Below are 22,866 nucleotides of genomic sequence, written 5' to 3' on the forward strand. Positions count from 1 at the left end.
GCCTCCGGCGGGGGCGCTCAGACTCCGGGATGGGAGGGGCGCCGTTCGCGAGTGCCGGCCGAAGCGGGGCGAGCGTCGCGGGGGGCTCCCATCCCGACCACTTCGACCCAGGCAGAGCCGAGCAGTCGCGGCCCAGGGCGTCAAGGTCGTTCGTACAGTGGCGCGCTCCACCTTGACACCCTGAACCACGACCGCTCCACGACGTGTGGGCCGAAGGCGGACGGGATGGGAGCTAGGGAAAGTGCTGGGATGAAGTGGGGTGATGCGCCGATGCCTGCACTACATATGCCTACGCAGCTTTTCGAGACACTCGCGTCCTTCGTCAACCAGTTGGTCGGCATATCGAGCCTGCTTAGCAACTGTGCTCGTACGACTGTCCCGGCTCTGGAACTCATGGGGCACAGCACCAAGCACGAGCGTTACTTGAGCACCGACCAGTGTCAGGTCCTCAGCGAGACTCTCGTTGCGGACGAGGTGCACCAGCTCGGCCATACGGTCACTAGCAACCGAAAGCCCGGATGCGTCCAGCCAAGCCTGATCTCGAAACGAGAACGCCACGTCACGCCCGATGTCGATGATCTTCGCGAGAAGACCGACTAGCGCTTCAGGAGGGCCGTACCTTCGCCGCCGGTTAGCCCGGTGCTGGTTCCAAGCCGCCCACAACCCAGCGGGACCGCCCACCGCGCCAACGATGCCACCCGCAGCGCTTAGCCAGTCCGTAGTGTCCGACACTCCGCCCCCGGTTCTCGTGCCCCAGCCGTGGGCCTAAGCGCGGTATCCAAGAGGGAACCACACGGTCTACTGAGCCCGAAACCCTAATAAGCGGCCCCCGACCGATTCGCCTGGTCAGGGGCCTCTCATCTGCAGTGGGTGTGGGTTTGAACCCACGGTGACATCGCTGCCACGACGGTTTTCAAGACCGTTCCACCTGCCTAACGAAACCACGCTGAATTGCGCCCAAGGCCTGAGCAAGCCCTCGTACACCTCGCCCGACCCGCGGGTGGCCACGGCGACCTCTTCGTCCCAAAGCAACTTTGGAAGCGCGCTGTCCTTGGGCTGCTGCACCCGCGCTTATGGTCCGCTGGCGTCCACGGTTGGTCGTGGTCGTGCGTCGCGATACTCACCGTGTCGCGCAGAGCATCAGACCCCGGCACTCGACTCCTTGGCCTTTTGCAGCAGAGCCTCCTGGTTGCGACGGTTGCGCACATCATCCTTGCGCAAACTCCTGCCCTCGTTCAATACAAACTTAAACTGATCGGCGGCAAGCTCGAATGCAGCAGTGATCGCTACTTCAATCTTCTCCGAGTCCGAAATCTTGAACTTCAGCTTCTTAGCACCCCTCAGTAGCCTTCTTGCTGTGTCTGTCTCAGGGGTTTCGAAGATAGGAACAAGTTCCGGGGTGATCAGAGCGGACACCATCATTGCAATATGATACTTCGCGGCTTTGAGAGTGGTCGAGTCGGGTGTTCGGGCGAAGAATCTGTCTACCCGATACAAGATCCAGGCCGCGTAGTAGTAAGCCTCAACAGAGTATTCACCCCAAACGAACGAGCCCTCAGCCTCTAGCTCCTTCGGGGCGCCGATCGCTCGGAAAGAATCACCGAACAGTGTAGCGGCGACCGCTCGGTTGAGTTCGGGAGTCGTGACAACGCGAGTCCGCGGGAAATCAAGGGACGCATACTGGTTCTGCCGCAGATAACGTAGGCCGTTTACGCCCGACTGGTTGAAATACTCTTCCACATCTTTCGCCATCTGGGAACTCGCCTGAATGTCAGTTGAGCCGATGGCAGTTTGCAGGTTAGTAGCGATCGCCACGCTGGTTCGCACCCCAGCGTCGTCTGAACTGACGATCTTCACCGGGATCCAAAGGTCAGAGAGTAGGGCCGGCGTGGTCTTAACCGCTTCACTTGCCGCCCACCTAACGAGCTGGTGACTCGTCTGGCCGCCATTTACGATCTGATACCCGGAGATGAAGAATCTGTCACCCGACCCTCGGAGAGATGTCGCAATAATCGTGAGTCCGTTATTGAGGAAGGGAAAGTGCTCGCGGTCGTCGCTCCGAAGGGTTTTCGTGATCCGGGTATTCACTGGGTTGTGGCTACCGAGATCGAGACGCACGTTGTCGTCGAAGATCCCTGGTCGTACGGAGCCAGTTTCATCCGTGAGCAGCTTCATCACCTCCGTGCCGGACATGAGCCCGATGTAAGCCTCACTCACACGCTCAGTCGCAGGAATGGTCTGCCGCTTCTCAAAGTTGAACCGAATGTTCTGTGGCCCGTGACGCTCTTTCAGCTTCGCCGCTAGTGCATCGTGACCATGAGTGTTGAGGTGCAAAGGTTCTGAATAAATGCCGAGAGATTGAATACGTTCGATCGCTTCTGTGACCTGAAGCTCCTGCTGTGCACTCTTCCCGTCATTTCCACTGGTGGTGACGTAGAAGAGTTCGCACGGGATTCGCGTGTCCTGAAACTTGTCGCCGCTCTCTGCGATCCGATCGATCAAAGAAGCCAGGTCAACCAAGGCCGGAGGAAGCTTGACACTCTTCGCCTTAATCGCGTACTTCGTCACGGCCTCGACGCCGTGGAGGAACTTCGCGATGAGCTTAGAGTCGTAGGACTCGCTTGTCTTAGCCTGGACGAAGAGTACCCTCGCTGAATTAGACGCCTGGTCTGAGATGAGATCGTCAATTTCTGAGGGTTCGAAGACGATCTGCCCGTTGACTACGACGACAGCGATGTCGATGCCCTCATCGGTCCCACCGCCGATAACAGTGCGCTCAATCTGCTCGACATCGTCCCGTACGTAGGGGAAGAGATAGTTGGCTGCGACGTACAGCTCGAATTGCTTCGCCTCGCCGCCCTCGAAGCCAAAGTCTCGCGCAAACTTAGCCACTCGTTTTCCCGTGAGCGTGTGCACGTCATCCCCCTAGCCAGCGCGAGCGCTGATCATCATCGCGGTGTTTGTCAGTGAGCGTAGCGTCTGATTTGCCGTCGACGTGAGCGAACGGTCAGGAAACATGACTTGCCTTTCGGTAGCCTCGGTCGGATCTCCTGTCGCCGAATGATCCGCTGGCCAAGAACGAGCGCTGACGATGGTGACGTGATCCGAAGGGTCCCTCTCAGGCTGGAGCTGATGTACAGCAGCGGGGTACCGCAACCACGGCAACCGCCCCCGTTCGCCACCACCTCCCCACGGCCTCGTAGCGGCCGGTATGACCACCGGTGACCGATCCGGCTAGAGCTACGGACCAGAAGGTTGCCGGTTCGAATCCTGCTGAGCGCACAGCAGGCCAGGATCCCTGTGGAGCAATACACAGGGATCCTGGCTTTGCACTGGCGGCTCGGCTGGTGGCAACCGGCGGATCGCCGTTCAGCCAGTCTTCCGGTGTGCGTGCCAGGCGTTGGCGGCAGTCGAGAGGCGCAGGGTCCACGGGCCGGGGTCGGCGTTGCTGATCTCGGACCAGATGTTGGCGTTGGCTGCGGCGAAGGCGGTGATGCCCTCGGGGGGTGCCGTGCGCCAGGCGGGGATTTCGGCGGCCCAGTGCTCGGCGGAGGCCGGGGTATGTCCGGCGGCGATGAGCCAGATGGTCCAGTAGCCGGCGTCGAGCCAGGCTGCTCCGCGGGTTGCCCAGGCCCAGTCGACCAGGCGGGCCCGATTGCCCTGGGGGGCGTGAGCGTTGACGAGGACGTTGGTGTTGTTCGGGTCGGTGTGGAGCAGGTGGGTCCCGGCGAAGTGGCGGAAGTCGTCGGGGTGGGCGGCGTAGTGCTCCAGGCGTTGTTCGGCTCGGCGTAGTTCGATGTCGGGGCAGGGGGTCTCGTTGAGGCGGCGCAGGAGAGATGCGACTTCGGGGAGGTCAGGGGAGCCGGGGGCGTAGTTGGCGTGGTGGCCGTCCAGGGCTTCGAAGCCGAGGAGGTCCCATCCGGCGGTTTCGACGCGCCAGCGGAGGGCGGGGGCCAGGTTGGTGAGGAAGGGGGCGATGGTGGCTTCCCGGTGCTGGGTCCAGGCGCGGGGGTGGTCGGTGCGCAGGCCTTTGATGTGCCAGGTGCCCGTGGCGGAGGTGACGCGGGCCGCGATCTCGCTGTTGAAGCCCTCGGTACTCTCCTCGACCGCCAGGAGGGGGCCGGTGCGCTCTTCTACGGCGGTGCGGGCGGCGGGTGGCAGTCGGTCGAGGCCGATGCGGGTGGTCGCCATGGGGTTTCACTCTTCCACGGAGGCGGGTGCGGTGGTGGGTGTGCAGTGGTGCGGGGCGTCGGACGGACGAAAGTCCGGAACCCCTGCGGTTCTGTGTGGCCGGTTGTCTACCGGTAGCGGTTGTCCTCGTTGCAGCCCAGATCCACGGGCAAGCGGGCCACCACCAGGCTGATGGCATCCCCAGCTGTGGCCACCTCTCCGAGGCGTGTTGTGGCGCCGCCGGTGAGCGGTTCAGGCCCTCCCGCGAACGTGCCAGGGCCTGAGTAGAGCCGACAGCCATGTGCTGGCAGGTGAGGTTTGGCGTCGTCGGTGCCGCAGGAGACTCACCACTTGGTCCGACCTACCGTTCGGAGGCGTGCGCCGATCGCCGGATACGGGCGGCAGCCTGGGTGGCCGACGGGGTGTAGCCACGTGTCCGGGTGGGCGCCCGACATTTAGCCGGAGTTGTCGAGGCGGTCGGCGTTCCCGGTCAAGGGCTTGTCGCAGCGGGCGCAGAGCTGGCCGGGCGGCCGGTCAAGACCGGAGGGTTCCGGAGTTGGAAGGTCTCGTGGGGCCGAGGCTTTGGGGGCGGTCACGACGGCGTCTCCGATTCGCGTACCCGGCAGGCCGCGCTGTCGGCGCAGGCTCGGGGGAACCAGGAGTAGGCGGCGCCCTCGGCCGGGGTGACCCGCTTCTCTCCGAGGTCGATGTCCGAGCCGGGACTCAGCCGTGCGCGGCACCGGACGCAGTGCCAGCCGCGCTGTTGCTGTTCGGTCAGTTGGCTGACGGGCGGTAAGTCCCTCACGGTCATGGTGGTCCCCGGTTTGTCGTTGATCACTTGGGATCAGCGTGCCGGGTTTGGTGGGGCCCAACGCTCACGGTTCCGTGAGCGTTGGCAGTTCCGCGGTTCGCGGAGCTATAGGCCGATCCACGCGGCCATGTGTCCGAGTGATTCGGGGGTGCGGCGCGAGATGTGCACCAGGCCGGTGATCGTCTCCCGCGCCCCTGGGTGGTACCGGGTCTGCTCGGGGGCGGTGCGACGGGCTTCCACGAGGCTGTTGAGCGCGGCATCGGTCCGTCCGGTCTCCATCTCGGAGCGTGCGCGGTCGATCAGGAAGTGCGCACGCCTCGACGTGGCGAGCGTGGGCGGCAACGTGATCTTCTTCGCCTGCGCCACCGCCTTGTCGTACTGGCGCATCTCCACTGCGGCGGACATTTGGTGAAGCGATACGTTCGCCGGCCCGAAGGACAACCAGTGGATCTCGGCGGCTTCGCCGGTGCGACTCGCGCACAGCCGGGCCTCGGCCAAGTGGACTTCGACGGTGGTCTGTTGGCCGGCACGTGCAGCAATGATGGACGCGCCCAGGTGCAGCTGGCCGGTGACGGCCGTGCTCTCCCTCGTAGGTTCAGCATCGGCGACGAGGTCGTGGCCGACAGCGATCAGCCGTTGCCCGATTCGGTACTCGCCCTCCCGGAAATAGACCAGGGCCCGCATGTACTGGCGGATTGCGGCCAGACAGGGATCGGATGCGCGTCGAGCGGCCCAGTCCATGCGGTCCAGCGCCACGGACGAGAGGTCGTAGTAGCCGAGCTTCACACTGATGTCGTGGGCTGTTCTGTAGGTGGAGGCGAGTGCCTGCCACAGCCCTGTCGTCGGTGCTCGCCATGCTGCTGCGGTGAGCTCTGCGATGACCCCGGGAAGCTCGCACGCCGCCTGTCGCAGGCGGGCCGCGCGCACCTGCCCGCACAGTCTGTTCGCCGCGGCGACAAGCTCTGCCGGAGGGCGACCGGGAAGTTCGTCGTCCACGCCGAGGTCGTAGAGGTCGAGTGCCTCACGGATCGGCCGAACGAGGGCAGCCAAGCGGTCCTGCTGGAGCTCGGTGACGTACGGCTGCCCTGTCAGGACCGTGACGTCGATGCGCAGGACCTGGGCGACTGCCGCGACGAAGTCGGGGGTTGCCGACTTGGCGCCGCACTCGACCTGGTTGAGGAGGCTGTAGGAGTACGGAAGGCGGTCGGCCAGCTGCCGTTGGGTGAGGCGGGCCAGCTTCCGCTGTTCCTTGATACGTGCGCCTGTGTGGTCGTCGTCCCGTCCGAACATCCCGTGCTCCGTTCCTGACGTGTCGCTTGAACGCTACCGACGGGCACCGGGTCTGGCCCGTTTTCGGGCTGATTCCACTGGTTCCGGTGACGGTCGGGCTGTGGTCGGATGAAGGAATGACCACCCTGTATCTGTTCTGCTCGGCCGCACCTCCTGCCCTTGAGGTGACCGACGTCATCGCCGATGCGCAGGCACGTGGGTGGGACGTCTGTCTTGGGCTCACGCCCACGGCACAACGGTGGTTGGAGCCTGAGCTGGACGAGCTCGAAACGTTGACCGGGCATGCGGTGCGTTCCGCGTACAAGTTGCCCGGAGAGCCGGATGAATGGCCCCCGGCGGATGCGATCCTCGTCGCGCCGGCCACTTTCAACACCGTCAATGAGTGGGCCCTCGGGCTGACGACGAAGTTCGTTGTCGGTGTCGCTGCGGAGGCCATCGGCAAAGGGATTCCTACTGCGGTGATGCCCTGCGCGAACTCCGCGTACGTACAACACCCGCAGTTCGATCGCTCGTTGGATGTGCTGAGGGCAGCGAGGGTGAGCGTCCTGTACGGGCCTGGAGGATTTGAGCCGAATCAACCTGGAGAGCGTCGAGCCGAGGGATTTCCCTGGGGCCTCGCCCTGGATGAGGTTGGACGGATCATCCGCGCTGCTTCGTAGCTCGGTAGGGTGACCGACTCTGCGCTGAGCACGCCGTGATGAGAAGGGGATGGCATGTCGCAGATCGAGGGTGCACGACTGTTCCGGGAAGCCTGGATCGCGGGGGTCCACCAGCACTTCCCCGGTGAGCCGAAGGCTGGTTACGTCACTCCGTGGGACGGCACCCCGCAGTGGGAGCGGGAAGCGGCGGGGGCCGTTTACGAGCAGGTGCGTCAGTTCGTCGAGGTCAGTGGTGGGCGCGCGTCTCGGTTGTCACGTGAGCAGCGTGGGCGCTTCGTCGCGATCTGTTGGACCGCCCAGATGTTCAAGCACTTTGACGACCCGAAGCCGGGGTACGTGGCGGACTGGGCCGACCTGCCTGTCTGGCAGCAGGAAACCGATGCCGACATCTTCGATGCCATCGAGAAGGCCCTGGGCTGACAGGGCGGGAGCGGGCCGGAGGTTCTCGCAGGGGCTCCGGCCGGCTTGCGGGAGTCCTACTCGTCTGTCTGCGCGTCAACATGCCCTGGCCTGACACTCTTACGGGTTGACCTGTGCTGGTCTGCCCGCACATTCGGCGGATTGTCCTCAAGGCGCTTCAGCGCTGCGGTAGCGTCATCATGTCATCACGCTCTGTGCCCGCCTCGTGCGCATGGGGCGGCCCCCGGAGGTGTTCACAGCACCGAACCGAGGGCCTTCACCCAACTAGTGGAAGAACAGGTCCACCGGGATGCTTTGGCATGCTATCGCGCCGGTTCGGCGTTACACGAAGGCCTCGCACGACGTCGTGCGTCATCCGCGTCTGTGCAGTGACGCGAAGATCTTGTTGTTGTACGTGCAGGGGTTGCCCGATGAGCAGACGCATCTGGCTCTGTCCGAGCATGCCCGGAAGTTGGGTATCAAGGGGCGCGCGTTTCAGCGGGCCAAGGAGCAGCTCATTGTGAATGGGTTCGTTCATGAGCGGCGGGTTTCCGGGGAGCGCGGGTTGTGGGTCACCCATCAGCTCTTCTCCAATGTGCCGTTGAGCGATGCTGATGCTCTTGGTGTGTGGCGGGAGGCTGGTGTGGGGGTGGTCTCGTCTCCGAGTGCGCACTTTCCGGCCGTCGGTCAGCCGGGTCCTCGGACCGTCGGTCATCAACTACCGGTAGAGGAAGAACGGGAGAAGAACTCATCCCACCCACCCACCGAACCCCCGCACGTGAGCGAAGCTTTGGTGGAGCTGTCGCCTGAAGAGGCCGAGGCCGAGCGGGTGTTGTTGTCCCTGCGGCACGTGGACCGGCAGCTGCGCCTGGGGGTTGCCGAAGCGCGTGAGCTTGTCGGGCTGGCCGTTGAGTGGTTGCGGCGCGGGGTGTCGGGCTCGGAGCTTCGGCGGGTGTTGAGCGGTGGACTGCCGTCTGAGGGGGTGCGGTCCGCTGTGGGGTTCCTGGGGCATCGGCTCGTGAAGAAGATGCCCGAAGCGCCCGAGGCCGGGCGGCGGCAGCCGGTGTCCGTCCGGGATGAGGTGGGGGAGAGGGATGATGCTCCGTTGGCCGCCGTGCCTGTTGCTCTTCCTCCGTATGTTCCGGCTCCTCTTGTGACCTGTGAGGGGCCCGGGACCGAGCATGTCTTTCGGGCCTTTGCGGGGGAGACCGAGTGTCCCGACTGTCAGCAGGCTGCCGCCTGGGCCCGGTGGGCCGAGCGCCGGGCCGCTGATCTGGGAGTTGATCTCGCCCAGGAGGCCGCGAAGGCCGTGGAAGATGGGCGGGATCCCGATGGGTGGCGCGGGAGGCTAGCCGCTGCCGCCGCCTCCGGGGCTACTGGGGTGCCCGGCGGTCAGTAGTGGGGGCTGCTGGGCCAGCGGGGCTCAGGCGGCGATGCCCAGTTCCGGGACAGCCATCTGTATTCGGCGGGGCGGGAGCGGTTCTGCCGGGTCTGTTTCCGGACGCGGCTGGAGGCCGGGCTGCGGGGTGGGCGCAGGGAGCGATGCCTGGCCAACGTGGTAGGCAACTTTTGCACCCGAAAGTGCCTGCACGGCCTTGCTCCAGGCCAGTCGGGGCAAGGTTTGTGTAGGTAAATAGCGCCAGCAGGCAAGGAAAGTAGGGTAAATGAGAGAGCTCTTGGTGCGGCGCTCTTAGGACGAGGAAGAGGCGCGAGCCCTGGCCCTCTCCACCTGCTCAGCTGGGCGCGTTTCCGGGCTCTGGCTGCGCCCGCGCTCGGAAGAGGGCTCGGTCAGCCTGATCCTGGCCCGAGACGAAGCGCTGTAGAGCCACCCCGGGTACGGCGAGAAGGCAGAACCGGCCGGATTCGAACCGGCGTCCTCGCGATTTTGGAGACCGCGCGCGACGACCTCTGCGCTACAGCTCCGCCCCGTCCGGCATCCTAAGGACTCCCGCTATTGTCCAGGTGGAACTCGTCTTCTTGTCATGTCCGTTCGGCCGGGAACTGACGGGAAACCGCGGAGATCACCGGCCGGCGCGAAGATGAACGGCCCTGCCGATCCACCTGGTCAGGGGCCATTCATCTGCGGTGGGTGTGGAATTTGAACCCACGGTGACATCGCCGCGCCGATCTGCTGCTGCATCTGACCGAGTGGCCGGAGTTCAGCCATGTCGACCCCGAGCAGCTCGCCCGGCGGGTCGCAGACGCCAAGGTCATCGACGGTCGCGGCACCCTCGATGTCGACGCCTGGCGTGCGGCCGGCTGGACCGTTCGCGTACTCGGTCGCGCTTCATAGCCGGGCGGTCTTCCCCACGGTGGGGAAGTGGTGGTGAGTCATCCCCGTCCGACCACCACCCCCGCCCGGTCGATGCAGATCACGTCCACCTCCACCAGGGCCCCGCGCAGCACGGACAGTGCCTCGTCCCGGGCGCGGGCTGCCACCAGGTCGCCCAGGCGCACCCCCGCCGCCTCGCAGAGGCGCAGCGCCTCCAGGCCCGTGTTGGCCGTGGCGATCCGGGACGCCAGCTCCTCGCTCGCGCCGCCCTGCCTGGCCAGGTCCGCCAGGAAGGGTTTGTCCACCTGGGAGCGGGCCGAGTGGAGGTCCAGGTGGCCTGCGGCCAGTTTGGAGAGCTTGGCGAAGCCTCCGCAGATCGTCAGGCGGGCGACCGGGTGGCGGCGTACGTACTTCAGGACCGCGCCCGCGAAGTCCCCCATGTCCAGGAGGGCTATGTCCGGCAGGCCGTACTCCGCGGTGACTGTTTTCTCGGAGGTCGAGCCCGTGCAGCCCGCCACGTGTGTCAGGCCCGCCGCCCTCGCCACGTCCACGCCCCGGCGGATCGAGTCGATCCAGGCCGAGCAGGAGTACGGGACGACCACGCCCGTCGTGCCCAGGATCGACAGGCCGCCCAGGATGCCCAGCCGGCCGTTCCACGTCGAGCGGGCGATCTCCTCGCCGTGGTCCACCGAGACCGTCACCTCGACGTCCCCCGGCTCCCCGTGCTCCGCCGCCACCCGCTCCACGTGCTCGCGCATCAACTGGCGCGGCACCGGGTTCACCGCCGGCTGGCCCACGTCCAGGGGCAGGCCGGGGAGGGTCACCGTGCCCACCCCCGGGCCCGCCCGGAACACCACTCCGGAGCCCGGCGGCAGCCGCCGTACCGTCGCCCTCACCAGCGCCCCGTGCGTCACGTCCGGGTCGTCCCCCGCGTCCTTCACCACCCCGGCGCTCGCCCGTCCGGGCCCCAGCTCCTCCACCGCCAGCGCGAACGCCGGTGTCTGGCCCCTCGGCAGCGTGATGCTCACCGGGTCCGGGAAGTCGCCGGTCAGCAGTGCCGTGTACGCGGCCGTCGTCGCCGCCGTCGCGCAGGCACCGGTCGTCCAGCCGGGGCGCAGACCCGTGTGTTTGAGTTGGGCACTGCGGCCGCCCTGGGCGCCGGTGCCCGCCGCCGGTGCCCCGCCGGCCGTTCCCCGCGCCTCAGCGTTCACGAGAAGCCGTTCATGAAGAGAGTCCGTTTCGATGACTGTGCCTGTGCATGTGCTTGTTCTGGGGGGGACTACCGAGGGCCGGCAGCTGGCCGAGAGCCTTGTCGGAGATCCGCGCGTGCGGGTCACGAGCTCCCTCGCCGGGCGCGTGGCCGCTCCCCGGCTTCCGTCCGGTGACGTGCGCATCGGGGGGTTCGGCGGGGCCGACGGGCTTGCGGAGTGGGTACGTGAGCACCACGTCGATGCGCTTGTCGATGCCACCCACCCCTTCGCCGCCACCATGAGCCGGAACGCGGCCCTGGCCGCCGCGCAGGCCCATGTTCCTCTTCTCGCCCTCCGCCGGCCGGGCTGGGTCGCCCAGGACGGTGACCGCTGGCACTCCGTCGCCTCGCTCGCCGAGGCTGCCGAGCTGCTGCCCGCACTCGGTGAGCGGGTCTTCCTCACCACCGGGCGGATGGGGCTTGCCGCCTTTGCCGGTGAAGGCCTCGATGCGTTGTGGTTCCTTGTGCGGTCCGTCGATGCGCCGGAGCCGCCCTGCCCGAGGAAGACGGAAGTTCTGCTGGAGCGGGGGCCGTTCAGTCTTGAAGGGGAGCGGGAGATCATTCGGCGGCACCGGATCGAGGTGCTCGTCACCAAGGACAGTGGCGGCGACGCCACCGCTCCCAAGCTCACCGCCGCCCGTGAGGCCGGGATTCCCGTCGTCGTGGTGCGGCGGCCACCGGTTCCCGAAGGGGTGCCCGTGGCCGCCTCGCCCGACGAGGCCGTGGAGTGGGTAGGACGCCTCTACGCCTCCGGGTAGCGGCGCGGGGTCCACACGATGGACCGGTCGGCGCCGGAATCGCCCCGCTGCACCCAGCGCGTCTGCGACGAGCCCACGATCAGCAGCGTCCGCATGTCCACCTCCGCCGGGTCGACGTCCGCCAGCCGTACCGTACGTACGTCCTCCGTCGGGCCGCCGACGTCCCGTGCCAGAACGACCGGGGTGTCCGGGGAGCGGTGCTCCAGGAGGAGGTCGCGGGCCTTGGCGACCTGCCACGTACGGGACTTGGAGCCCGGGTTGTAGAGCGCGAGCACCAGGTCCGCCGAGGCCGCCGCGTTCAGCCGTTCCGCGATGACCTCCCAGGGCTTGAGGCGGTCCGAGAGGGAGATCGTGGCGTAGTCGTGGCCCAGAGGTGCGCCGGCGCGCGCCGCCGCCGCGTTGGCCGCGGTGACCCCGGGCAGGACCCGTACCGGAATGTCCGCGTACTCCTCCTGCGTGGCCACCTCCAGCACCGCCGTCGCCATCGCGAAGACCCCGGGGTCGCCGCCCGAGACCACCGCGACGCGGTGGCCCCGGCGGGCCAGGTCCAGCGCGAACTCGGCGCGCTCCGACTCCACCTTGTTGTCCGAGCCGTGCCGCGCCTGGCCGGGACGGACCGGGACCCGGTCCAGGTAGGTCGTGTAGCCGACCAGGGCGTCGGCCGCCGCCAGGGCGCCCCGCGTCTCCGGCGTCAGCCACAGCGGGCCCGCCGGGCCGGTGCCCACGACGACGACCTCGCCCGAACCGGCCCGGCCGGAAGGCCTGACCGCGTCCACCCGGCTCGGCAGCACCGCCACCGAGAAGTACGGGACCGACGCCGGGTCGATGTCCGCCAGGTCGCCCGTGCGCTCCCCGGCCATCGTCGCGCGCTCCACGTACCGCGCCTCCGCCAGCCGCCCCGACGCCTCGAACGCGCCGCGCACCGCCGGGAACGTACGCCCCAGCTTCATCACCACCGCGGTGTCGGTGGCGGCGAGACGGGCCGTCAGCTCCTCCTCCGGGAGGGTGCCGGGGAGGATCGTGAGGATCTCCTCGCCCTCGACCAGGGGGGTGCCGAGGCGGGCCGCCGCCGCGCTCACCGAGGTGACGCCCGGGACGACCTCGGTGGCGTACCGGTCCGCCAGGCGCTTGTGCATGTGCATGTACGAGCCGTAGAACATCGGGTCGCCCTCGGCGAGGACCGCCACCGTCCGGCCCGCGTCCAGGTGTGCCGCGAGGCGGGCCGCGGCCTTCTCGTAGAACTCCTCCAGCGCGCCCCGGTAGCCGCCCGGGTGGTCCGTGGTCTCCGTCGTGACGGGGTAGACCAGGGGCTCCTCGATGTGGTCCGGGCGCAGGTGTGCCGCCGCGATGGACCGGGCGATCGAACGGCCGTGGCGGGCGCTGTGGTACGCGATGACATCGGCCTCGCCGATGACCTGGACGGCCCGCAGCGTCATCAGGTTCGGGTCGCCGGGGCCGAGCCCGACGCCGTAGAGGCGACCGGTGCTGATGTCCGTCACGGAGGTGCTTGGGGTGCTCACTACTCTTCCTCGCTGGCTATGGCGTTGATGGCCGCCGCCGCTATCGCGCTGCCGCCGCGCCTGCCCCGCACGATCAGGTGCTCCAGGCCCGACGCATGCCCGGCCAGCGCCTCCTTCGACTCGGCCGCGCCGATGAAGCCGACCGGGACGCCGATGACGGCGGCGGGGCGCGGGGCGCCCTCCTCGATCATCTCCAGCAGGCGGAACAGGGCCGTCGGGGCGTTGCCCACCGCGACCACCGCCCCCTCCATCCGGTCCCGCCACAGCTCCAGGGCCGCCGCGCTGCGGGTCGTCCCCATCTTCGCGGCCAGCTCGGGCACGGACGGGTCGGACAGCGTGCACACCACGTCGTTGTTGGCCGGCAGCCGCTTGCGCGTGACTCCGCTGGCCACCATCGCCACATCGCAGAGGATCGGTGCGCCGGAGCGCAGGGCCGCGCGGGCGTCGGCCACGGCGTTCGGCGAGAAGGCGAGGTCCGTCACGAGGTCGACCATGCCGCACGCGTGGATCATCCGTACGGCGACCTGGCTGACGTCGGCGGGCAGCCCGGCCAGATCCGCCTCCGCGCGGATGGTGGCGAAGGACTGGCGGTAGATCGCCGGTCCGTCCTTCTCGTACTGGTGCACAGTGCTGTCGCTTTCTTCTGCCGGGAGCTCATCAAGGAAGGGTGCAAGGGTGTAGAGGTGGGGCGGTGTTCAGGCGCGGGCCGTGGCTACCGCCGCCGCCAGCGCCGCCGGGTCGTTCCTCACGGTCGTCGGAGGGTCCCGCCGCTCTCCCCGTACGTGCGAGATCCGGTGTCCGTCCGGCGTGACGACCACGTCGATCCACTCGCCGTGGGGGTGGCCGCAGCGGCGTTCGCACCCGGACCAGTACACAGGTAGCCGCCCGGGCGGTCCCACGGCGGCCCCCGCTTCTGCCCGTACGTCGGACAGCGACTTCGCGCACCCCGGGTGGCCGATGCAGGCGCCGACGCCGGTCCAGGGGGAGTCGGGGGCGGTGATCAGGCCGGACCCGGACAGCGTGCGGAGTGCCTCCGCCGCCTCCGGTCGGGGGACCGGCCCGGGGATGACGATCCCGCGCCAGGGGGTGAGCCGCAGCTCGCCGCCGTACCGCCTGGCCGTTTCGGTGAGCAGGCGCCACTGGGCGGGGGTGAGCCTGCCCAGGGGGACACCGGCGGTGATCGCGGAGCCGTGGGGTCCTGGGGCGGGGGGTGTTGCCGTACGGGGGCGGGGGCGGTGGACCGCCGGGCCCGCCGCCGAGCCGATGGTGCGGGCCAGCTCTGTCCGTACGTCGTCGGGCAGGTCCTTCACGCGCCAGGCGCCGGGGTCCCTGGCCGCGCGGAGGAACTCCTCGGCGGCCAGCAGCGCTGCGCGCGGGGCCTCGGCGGCCGGGACCCGGAACGCCTCGTCCTTCGCCCCGATCCGCAGCAGGGCGGTCTCCGAGTGGCCCTCCGCGATCAGCGTCACGTCCGCGCCGAGGGCGTCCACGTCACCCCGGCCGTCGTCCAGGGCGAAGAGGAAGCGGCCGGAGAGCGTGGCGGCGGCCGCCGAACCGCACACCAGCGCGTCCAGCTCGGCCAGCCAGGGCCCGAGCGACGGCGAACCGTCCAGGCCCGCCAGCGGCGAGGCCACGATGTTGCGGGCCCGCTCGTGTGCGGCGGAGGGGAGGAGGCCGGCGGCCGTGAGCAGGTCCGCGAGCCCGCCGCCGCACTCCGTACCGAGGCCGCGCAGCTGTACGTTGCCGCGCGAGGTGAGATGCAGCTCACCGTCCCCGAACCGCTCGGCCGCCGCCCGGAGCGCGTCCGCCTGGCCGGGGTTCAGCACCCCGCCGGGGATGCGTACGCGGGCCAGCGCCCCGTCGTCGGCCCGGTGCAGCCGCAGCGTTCCCGGGCAGGCGTCGCCACCGGCGCGGGGGGAGACACCGCCCGCGGAAAGGGGCGAGGGGGCGGAATCGGGCATGGCGGCGAGCATACCGACCGGGCCGGTCCTGGCGGCGGGCCCGCGTCTGTGACCTGCGGGACAGGGGCGCGGGTTCCGTGCTCGGACCTGCGGGCCAGGGCCCCGGCCCCCGTGCTCCGACCTGCCGGACAAGGCCCCGGCCCCCACCCCCCGACCTGCGGCGCAGCAAATCACGACGACTCACCCCACCGCCCCGCAAACAGTGATCACCACCGCACCCCCGCCCCCTGCCCCGCCCCCACCCCCGCCGCTTAGGATGCAGGCGGTGGTCCGTTCAGGCCGCCATCGCCAGACGGCGACAGGGGAGGAAGCCCGGTGTGATTCCGGCGCGGTCCCGCCACTGTGAGCACGGCCGCCACCACCGGCCGGGCGAGTCAGGAACTCCCTTCCCCGAGCGCCCGGTTTCCGAGCCGGGCGCAGCGCCCGGTCTCCGGACCGGACGAGGGGAGACCCCTCCGACACCGCCCGGGGCGTGGACACCCCGAGGAAGGCCTGACGCAGCATGATCCTGCTCCTGTCGACGTCCGACACCGACCTCCTGAGCGCCCGAGCCTCCGAGGGACCGGTCAGCTACCGGTACGCCAACCCCTCCCGCGTCGACCTCGACGGCCTCCCGGAGCTGCTGGACGGCACAGATCTCGTCGTCGTCCGCCTGCTCGGCGGCGTACGCGCGTGGCAGGAGGGCCTCGATGCTGTGCTGGCCACCGGGCGACCGGTCGTCGTGCTGACCGGTGAGCAGGCCCCGGACGCCCAGTTGATGGCCGCCTCCACCGTGCCGATCGGCATCGCGGCCGAGGCGCACGCCTACCTCGCGCACGGTGGGCCCGCCAACCTGGAGCAGCTGGCCCGGTTCCTCTCCGACACAGTGCTGCTGACCGGCCACGGCTTCGAGCCGCCCGCCCCGGCCCCCGCGTGGGGCCCGCTGGAGCGGGAGGCCCGTGCGGTGCCCGAGGGTGCGCCGACCGTCGCCGTCCTCTACTACCGCGCCCACCACATGAGCGGGAACACCGCGTTCATCGACGCGCTGTGCACGGCGGTGGAGGACGCGGGAGCCCGGCCGCTCCCGTTGTACGTCGCGTCCCTCCGTACGCCGGAGAGCGAGCTCATCGACGAACTCCGCGCCGCCGACGCCATCGTCACCACCGTCCTCGCGGCGGGCGGCACCCGGCCCGCCGAGGCCTCGGCCGGCGGCGACGACGAGTCGTGGGACGCGGGCGCGCTCACCGGGCTCGACGTGCCGATCCTCCAGGCGCTCTGCCTCACCAGCCCGCGCGCCGCGTGGGAGGAGAACGACGAGGGCGTCTCCCCGCTGGACGCGGCCACCCAGATCGCGGTGCCGGAGTTCGACGGGCGCCTGATCACCGTCCCGTTCTCGTTCAAGGAGATCGACGAGGACGGGCTGCCCGCGTACGTCGCCGACGCCGAGCGCGCCGCCCGGGTCGCCGGGATCGCCGTACGGCACGCGAAGCTGCGGCACATCCCGAACGCGGAGAAGCGCATCGCGCTCGTGCTTTCCGCCTACCCGACCAAGCACTCCCGGATCGGGAACGCCGTCGGCCTCGACACGCCCGCCAGCGCCGTGGCCCTGCTGCGGCGGCTGCGCGCCGAGGGGTACGACTTCGGGCCCGAGGCCGGCATCCCGGGGCTGGTCTCCGGCGACGGCGACGAGCTGATCTACGCGCTGATCGAGGCGGGCGGCCACGACCAGGAGTGGCTGACCGACGAGCAGTTGGCCAAGAACCCGGTCCGTATCCCGGCCGCCGACTACCGCCGCTGGTTCGCCACGCTCCCGGAGGAGCTGCGCACCGCCGTGGAGGAGCACTGGGGGCCGGCGCCCGGCGAGATGTTCGTGGACCGGTCCGCCAACCCCGAGGGTGACATCGTCCTCGCGGCCCTGCGGCGCGGGAACCTCCTCATCCTCATCCAGCCGCCGCGCGGCTTCGGCGAGAACCCGATCGCGATCTACCACGACCCCGATCTCCCGCCGTCCCACCACTACTTGGCCGCCTACCGCTGGATCGCCGCATCCGCCGACGACAACGGCTTCGGCGCCGACGCCATGATCCATCTCGGCAAGCACGGGAACCTGGAGTGGCTGCCCGGCAAGAACGCCGGTCTCTCCGCCGCCTGCGGCCCGGACGCCGCCCTCGGTGACCTGCCGCTCGTCTACCCGTTCCTGGTGAACGACCCGGGCGAAGGCACTCAGGCCAAGCGGCGCGTCCACGCCACGCTGATCGACCACCTGGTGCCGCCGATGGCCCGCGCCGACAGCTACGGCGACATCGCGCGCCTCGAGCAACTCCTGGACGAGCACGCCCAGATCGCCGCCATGGACCCGGCGAAGCTCCCGGCGATCCGGGCGCAGATCTGGACCCTGATCCAGGCCGCGAAGCTCGACCACGACCTCGGCCTGGAGGACCGGCCGGAGGACGAGGGCTTCGACGACTTCATCATGCATCTCGACGGCTGGCTCTGCGAGATCAAGGACGTCCAGATCCGCGACGGGCTGCATGTGCTGGGCAACCCGCCCGCCGGGAACGACCGGGTCAACCTGGTGCTCGCCGTGCTGCGCGCCCGCCAGATCTGGGGCGGTACGGCGTCGCTGCCGGGGCTCCGCGAGGCGCTCGGGCTGGACGAGTCGGCCGCCACCCGCACGGCCGCCGACACGATCGAGGAGCAGGCCCGCGCGCTCGTCCAGGCGATGGACGACGCCGACTGGGACCCGGCCGCCGTCGCCTCGGTCGCCGCCGGGCTGCCGGACGCGGTGGCCGACATCCTCACCTTCGCGGCCACCGAGGTCGTCCCGCGCATGGCGGCCACGACCGACGAGCTCACCCACGCCGTGCACGCGTTGAACGGTGGGTTCGTGCCCGCCGGGCCGTCCGGTTCGCCGCTGCGCGGGCTGGTGAACGTGCTGCCGACCGGACGTAACTTCTACTCCGTCGACCCGAAGGCCGTCCCCTCCAAGCTCGCCTGGGAGACCGGGCAGGCGCTGGCCGAGTCGCTCCTCACCCGCTACCGCACCGACAACGGCGACTGGCCCACCTCCGTCGGCCTCTCCCTCTGGGGCACCAGCGCCATGCGCACGGCGGGCGACGACATCGCGGAAGCCTTCGCGCTGCTCGGCATCCGGCCCGTCTGGGACGACGCCTCGCGCCGCGTGACGGGCCTGGAGCCCATCCCGTACGAGGAGTTGGGCCGCCCCCGCATCGATGTGACGCTCCGCATCTCGGGCTTCTTCCGGGACGCGTTCCCGCACACGATCGGGCTGCTGGACGACGCCGTACGCCTGGCCGCCTCGCTGGACGAGCCCGCCGAGCAGAACTACGTACGGGCGCACACCCAGGCCGACCTCGCCGAGCACGGCGACGAACGCCGGGCCACGACAAGGATCTTCGGCTCGCGGCCCGGCACGTACGGCGCCGGGCTCCTCCAGCTCATCGACTCCCGCGACTGGCGCACCGACGCCGACCTCGCCGAGGTCTACACGGTCTGGGGCGGTTACGCCTACGGCCGCGAGCTCGACGGCCGCCCGGCCCGCGAGGAGATGGAGACCGCGTACAAGCGGATCGAGGTCGCCGCGAAGAACACCGACACCCGCGAGCACGACATCGCGGACTCGGACGACTACTTCCAGTACCACGGCGGCATGGTGGCGACCGTGCGCGCGCTGAAGGGCAAGGCCCCGGAGGCGTACATCGGGGACTCCACCCGCCCCGAGACCGTCCGCACGCGGACCCTGGTCGAGGAGACCTCCCGCGTCTTCCGCGCCCGGGTCGTCAACCCCAAGTGGATCGAGGCGATGCGCCGCCACGGCTACAAGGGCGCGTTCGAGCTCGCCGCCACCGTCGACTACCTCTTCGGGTACGACGCCACGACCGGCGTCGTCGCCGACTGGATGTACGACAAGCTCACCGAGACGTACGTCCTCGACCCGGAGAACCGGCAGTTCCTCCAGGAGGCCAACCCCTGGGCTCTGCACGGCATCGCAGAACGTCTGCTGGAGGCCGAGTCGCGCGGTATGTGGGCCAAGCCGGACCCGGCGGTCCTCGAAGCGCTGCGTCAGGTCTACCTGGAGACCGAGGGCAATCTGGAGGGTGAGGACTGACCTCACCTTCTTTTTCCGGCCTTCCCCTCCCCTTCACCCTGCCCCGATCCGGCGGCGACCGGCACAATCACGGTCATGGGGACAACGGGGCAGGGGCAGGCCGGGCAGGACGTCGATGAGGTCAACGTGCCTCCTGTGCGCAAGCGTTCGGCGGTGCGGGGGCTTCTTGCCGCCCTGCGCCTGACGGTCGTCTCCGCGGTGACCGGAGGGGCGCTCGCCGCCCTCGTCGTCGCTGTGATCATCAAGGACGTGCCCGTCTTCCTCACCGGGGGCGGGGTCCTGGTCGTCCTGATCCTCATCGGCGTCGTCGCCGGGAGGCGTTCCCCGGCCGACGAGGAGCCGCCTGCCGGCCGGATTGCCCTCGCCCGGATCGAGGACCTGCGGGCGACGAGCGGCGAATCGGCCGACGTACCGGTGACGTTCAGGCTGACCGTGGCGCCGGACGACCGGCCGGCGTACCGCGTGAAGATCGAGCAGCACATCAACCTGGTCGACATCCCCGCCTACCGGCCGCGCGGGATCGCGGTCGTGGAGTACCACCCGGACGAGCCCTGGAAGGTACTGATCGTCACCCGCCCCACCGCGGAGTGGAGCCGCCGTGCGGAGGAGGCGGAGATCGACTCCGCGCCCGAGTCCACCCTGGTGGTCAGCCCGGACATGAGTGAGGGCTCGTGGTGCATGCTGACCCTCTTCGCGTTCCTGGCGGGGGCGGCGCTGGTGGTGCTCCTCTTCCGGGCCGAGCTGTTCACCTCCGGGAACGACGACGGCGCTGCGGCGAAGTCGCCGTCCTCCTCCTCCTCGTCCTCCTCCGCCTCCCGTACGTTCTCGAGCTCCACCACCGTCTCCGGGCCCTCGACCTCCCTGCTCGCCTTCGGGGTGATGCGGGTGACGGCGATGGAGCTGGAGGCCCGGGTGGACACCGCGTACGTCACCGCGATCACCATCGAGGACCACCGCATGGCGGTCCGCGGCGACTCCACCCGCCCGGTCTCCGAGACCGTGCACCTCCAGTCCCTCCCGTACGAACTCTTCCCCGGCCTGGTCCGCGAGGCCCGCACGACCCTGGGCGTACGCGACCCCAGGAGCTGGCGCATCGATGTCACCCCGGGCACCGGCGCCGGGGCGGGGCCGAGGGTCCGGGTCACCGTGACCGGCAAGGAGGGCACGGCCCACCTGGACGCGGACGCGACGGGGCGGGTGACGGACCGCCGGGCGGTGGGGGAGAGCGGGTGATGCCGGCCCCGGGGCGGAACCCGGGGCCGGCATCACAGGGGGCGTAAAGGAGGCGATGAACCGCGGATCAGTTGGCGTCCACCAGGTGATGGGCGGGAACCTTCACCGTACGGGCGCCCTTCTTCCCTCCGAGGACGACCTTGCGCAGGGCGCTGTTGTTGTCGTGGTTGGTCTCCTTGAGCCGGTTCTCCGGGTTGGCGAGGACCTGGATGTAGTACGTGCCGTTCGGCAGGTCGGTGATGTCGAAGGACTGGCCGGGCAGGTCCTGGGTGTAGGTGTCACCGGAGCCGACGTCGAGCACCTCGCGGACGGAGATCGAGTTCTCCTGGCCGCACGCGGTGGACAGGTCGGTGTTGTCCGGGTGCCAGTTGGCGTTCTTCACCGTGTAGTCGACGGCGTCGGTGTTGGCCAGGCAGAAGGCTTCCTTGCCGCTGCGGACGGTCTCCTTCTGGTCGGCCTTCAGCAGCCGGTAGCTGGCGAAGTCCGTGAAGTGCCAGTGCTCGTGACCGGGGCGCGGGTCCCACTCCATGGTGCCGGTCGGGGTGTAGCCGACCTGCTTGCCGTCGGCGTCGTAGAAGTACTGGTACGCGTCCATCAGCTCCTTGCCCGGGGAGCGGAAGCCGTCCACGACGAGCTTGGCCGGGCCCGCGTTCCACACGTTGGCGCTGAAGGCGAGGTAGTCCTTGCCGGGCACGTCCTCGTAACCGTCGCTGACGGTGATGCCGTACGCGGGCAGCGAGCGCAGGTCGGGCTTGGGCACATCGGGCACGGTCGCCTTGCCCGCGGGCCGCTTGGCGTTGGGCTGCACTCCGGGCGCCTGCCGCGACCCGTCGGTCTGCCCGGTCCGGTCACCGACCGCGGCGGCGGAGAACCCCTGCCGCCCGAGGGCGCCCTTCTCGGTGGCCTGCTTCTTGAGCGCCCAGGGGAGGGCGGGCGGCGCCGGGGGGTAGGGCCCGTGACCGACGTTGAACGTGGACCCGGCGCCGGTCGTCGCGGCGGCGGGGGCGTCGGTACGGGCGGGGGCGCCGTGCCCGGCGTGGCCGGAGGGGGCGGCCGGAGCGGCGGCAGCGTGCCCGGCGTGCTCTGAGGCGGCGGAGCCGTGTCCGGCGTGGGCGTCGGTCTTGGAGGAGGCCCCGGCAGAGGACTCAGACGACTCAGAGGACGCGGAGACGCCTTCACCGCCTCCCTCGCCCTCCCAACTCCGCTCCCGGACGGTCACCTTGACGCTCTGCGGCTTGTCCTCGATGCCGAAGAGGTCGCGGTACTTCTTGGTCACGGAGATCTTGGCGGTGTACGTCCCGGCGGGCAGCTGGACCGCGTCGGAGTAGTACCCGGCGTAGGTGTTGGCCGCCCACCCGTTCTCCACGCCCCACACCGAGCCGAGGGTGAAGGGGTTGACCGGACAGCTCTGCGGATACTTCGAGTTGGCGGGAGCATCGGGCCGCACCCGCCCGGACGCGTTGTTGGGACAGAAGGCCTCGGTCTTCTCCAGCACCGACTTCCCCGCCGCGTCGATGACGCTGATCTGCGCGAAGTCCGGCAACCCGGAGAAGTCCTTCACCAGCCCCGCGGGGAGCGCCTTGGTCTGCGTCTTCTTCCCGTCCCGGATGATCTGCGCGGCGACGACCGGGTCCTTGTAGGACTTACGGGTCACCTTGAGCTCGAAGGCCCCGTTCTCGGAGGTGAGATAGGTCCCGAGATCGAGATAGACCCCGGGATCCTCCTTCCACGAGTCGAGCGTCACCGACGCGGAGGCGGCGATCAGGCTGAGCTTCGGCCCCGGCTGCGCCGTCTTCGCGTCGGGTGCGGCGGCAACGACACCCGCCGTCACGGCGACGGCCGCGGCGATGGCGATCGAGGTGCGGGTGAGGCGGTTGGTGCGGCCCTGCTGGGATCTGGTCATCATTCCTCGTACTTCCGGCTTCCGAGTGCGTGACGGGACGCGGACGAACAGCACGGCCCCAACTCACCTGTGGCGACGCTGTGTCCGGCCTGTGAGAGGCGGTGTTCGGCGGCCGGGGTTGCCTGGGATCCACCGAACGGACCAAGGCTGGCCGGAAACCTCATCCAGAGCGCTGGGCTTGGGGAGGGCGGCGAGGCTGCTGAGCAGCGGTTCCGCCGACTCGGTGGCAGTGCGTGTTCAAGCCACGGGGCTCGTGGCGGGCAGGCGGGATCTCTCGTTCCGCCGGTGGGCGACCGTTCTGCGGACCCGGTGCCGCTGCGAGAGGACGTGACGGTGGGCAGGGTCAGCGCTCTCCCGAAAGCGCGTCGGTCCGGCCAGGGCGCGAGCCAGCGGCTCGGGATGCACCCGCGCATCATCGTGGCCGGCGATCTCCGCTCAGCCCGCTACCAGCGCATCATGACGGACATGGTCTCCGGCGGCGAGGCTGCGCTGCACGCCTACTACCCGGTGCGGGGGATTTCCTGTAGGGGCGGCCG

The 22,866-nt window shown here is 69.4% G+C and carries 15 protein-coding genes, 2 tRNA genes, 1 pseudogene and 1 riboswitch; of the genes and pseudogenes, 7 read left to right on the top strand and 11 right to left on the bottom strand.

What is annotated here, in order from left to right:
• Positions 1 to 862 precede the first annotated feature (862 nt).
• The 5 genes from IE264_RS08365 to IE264_RS08385 form a co-directional block, all read right to left on the bottom strand.
• Positions 863 to 947: transfer RNA gene (locus tag IE264_RS08365), tRNA-Ser, on the bottom strand.
• Positions 948 to 1,140: 193 nt separating this feature from the next.
• Positions 1,141 to 2,916, bottom strand: coding sequence for an AIPR family protein (locus tag IE264_RS08370; RefSeq protein ID WP_158706588.1), 1,776 nt, complete (start codon positions 2,914 to 2,916; stop codon positions 1,141 to 1,143).
• Between the two features lie 453 nt (positions 2,917 to 3,369).
• Positions 3,370 to 4,191: an aminoglycoside phosphotransferase gene (locus IE264_RS08375; RefSeq protein WP_190167602.1), complete on the bottom strand. Its 822-nt coding sequence runs from the start codon at positions 4,189 to 4,191 to the stop codon at positions 3,370 to 3,372.
• A 571-nt stretch (positions 4,192 to 4,762) separates the two neighbouring features.
• A complete protein-coding gene (locus IE264_RS08380) occupies positions 4,763 to 5,008 on the bottom strand; it encodes a hypothetical protein (protein ID WP_051822040.1) in 246 nt (81 codons plus the stop codon).
• 78 nt (positions 5,009 to 5,086) lie between these two features.
• Positions 5,087 to 6,271, bottom strand: a complete 1,185-nt coding sequence (locus IE264_RS08385) for a helix-turn-helix domain-containing protein (protein ID WP_015610079.1) — start codon at positions 6,269 to 6,271, stop codon at positions 5,087 to 5,089.
• A gap of 116 nt (positions 6,272 to 6,387) precedes the next feature.
• Between IE264_RS08385 and IE264_RS08390 the strand changes: the two genes are divergently transcribed.
• From IE264_RS08390 to IE264_RS08400, 3 genes are all read left to right on the top strand, one after another.
• Positions 6,388 to 6,930 carry a flavoprotein gene (locus tag IE264_RS08390; protein WP_032760195.1) on the top strand — a complete coding sequence of 181 codons (543 nt, stop codon included), beginning with the start codon at positions 6,388 to 6,390 and terminating at the stop codon, positions 6,928 to 6,930.
• 54 nt (positions 6,931 to 6,984) lie between these two features.
• Positions 6,985 to 7,350 carry a hypothetical protein gene (locus IE264_RS08395; protein WP_032760193.1) on the top strand — a complete coding sequence of 122 codons (366 nt, stop codon included), beginning with the start codon at positions 6,985 to 6,987 and terminating at the stop codon, positions 7,348 to 7,350.
• A gap of 289 nt (positions 7,351 to 7,639) precedes the next feature.
• On the top strand, positions 7,640 to 8,728 hold the full coding sequence (locus IE264_RS08400; protein ID WP_032760190.1) for a hypothetical protein: 1,089 nt from the start codon (positions 7,640 to 7,642) through the stop codon (positions 8,726 to 8,728).
• Positions 8,729 to 9,177: 449 nt separating this feature from the next.
• Here IE264_RS08400 and IE264_RS08405 read toward each other — a convergent pair.
• Together IE264_RS08405 and IE264_RS08410 are read right to left on the bottom strand one after the other, a co-directional pair.
• Positions 9,178 to 9,252 (bottom strand) — tRNA-Trp (locus IE264_RS08405).
• Positions 9,253 to 9,660: 408 nt separating this feature from the next.
• Complete coding sequence (locus tag IE264_RS08410; protein WP_032760188.1) at positions 9,661 to 10,812, bottom strand: cobalt-precorrin-5B (C(1))-methyltransferase; 1,152 nt, start codon at positions 10,810 to 10,812, stop codon at positions 9,661 to 9,663.
• Positions 10,813 to 10,843: 31 nt separating this feature from the next.
• On the opposite strand from IE264_RS08410, the gene IE264_RS08415 reads away from it, so the two are divergent.
• Positions 10,844 to 11,608 carry a cobalt-precorrin-6A reductase gene (locus IE264_RS08415; protein ID WP_051822039.1) on the top strand — a complete coding sequence of 255 codons (765 nt, stop codon included), beginning with the start codon at positions 10,844 to 10,846 and terminating at the stop codon, positions 11,606 to 11,608.
• Here IE264_RS08415 and IE264_RS08420 read toward each other — a convergent pair.
• The 3 genes from IE264_RS08420 to IE264_RS08430 form a co-directional block, all read right to left on the bottom strand.
• Positions 11,593 to 13,128, bottom strand: coding sequence for a precorrin-2 C(20)-methyltransferase (locus tag IE264_RS08420; protein ID WP_051822038.1), 1,536 nt, complete (start codon positions 13,126 to 13,128; stop codon positions 11,593 to 11,595). The genes IE264_RS08415 and IE264_RS08420 overlap by 16 nt on opposite strands.
• Positions 13,128 to 13,754 (bottom strand): precorrin-8X methylmutase, encoded by a 627-nt coding sequence (locus tag IE264_RS08425; RefSeq protein ID WP_015610086.1) that lies wholly within the window; start codon positions 13,752 to 13,754, stop codon positions 13,128 to 13,130. Before IE264_RS08425 ends, IE264_RS08420 begins: the two co-directional genes overlap by 1 nt.
• 69 nt (positions 13,755 to 13,823) lie before the next feature.
• Complete coding sequence (locus tag IE264_RS08430) at positions 13,824 to 15,098, bottom strand: ferredoxin-like domain-containing protein (protein WP_032760186.1); 1,275 nt, start codon at positions 15,096 to 15,098, stop codon at positions 13,824 to 13,826.
• 292 nt (positions 15,099 to 15,390) lie between these two features.
• Positions 15,391 to 15,470, top strand: a riboswitch (cobalamin riboswitch).
• A 118-nt stretch (positions 15,471 to 15,588) separates the two neighbouring features.
• Here IE264_RS08430 and cobN point away from each other — a divergent pair.
• Both cobN and IE264_RS08440 read left to right on the top strand, forming a co-directional pair.
• A complete protein-coding gene (gene cobN / locus IE264_RS08435; RefSeq protein WP_032760185.1) occupies positions 15,589 to 19,194 on the top strand; it encodes a cobaltochelatase subunit CobN in 3,606 nt (1,201 codons plus the stop codon).
• A 75-nt stretch (positions 19,195 to 19,269) separates the two neighbouring features.
• Positions 19,270 to 20,427 carry a hypothetical protein gene (locus tag IE264_RS08440; protein ID WP_229887445.1) on the top strand — a complete coding sequence of 386 codons (1,158 nt, stop codon included), beginning with the start codon at positions 19,270 to 19,272 and terminating at the stop codon, positions 20,425 to 20,427.
• A 67-nt stretch (positions 20,428 to 20,494) separates the two neighbouring features.
• Here the strand turns inward: IE264_RS08440 and IE264_RS08445 are convergent, their stop codons facing one another.
• Positions 20,495 to 22,333, bottom strand: a complete 1,839-nt coding sequence (locus IE264_RS08445) for a lysyl oxidase family protein (RefSeq protein ID WP_190167603.1) — start codon at positions 22,331 to 22,333, stop codon at positions 20,495 to 20,497.
• Positions 22,334 to 22,729: 396 nt separating this feature from the next.
• Between IE264_RS08445 and IE264_RS37885 the strand changes: the two are divergent.
• Positions 22,730 to 22,849, top strand: a pseudogene (locus IE264_RS37885) (pyridine nucleotide-disulfide oxidoreductase); the annotation flags it as partial.
• Positions 22,850 to 22,866: the final 17 nt, after the last annotated feature.

Source organism: Streptomyces microflavus, assembly GCF_014650075.1.
Classification (GTDB): domain Bacteria; phylum Actinomycetota; class Actinomycetes; order Streptomycetales; family Streptomycetaceae; genus Streptomyces; species Streptomyces microflavus.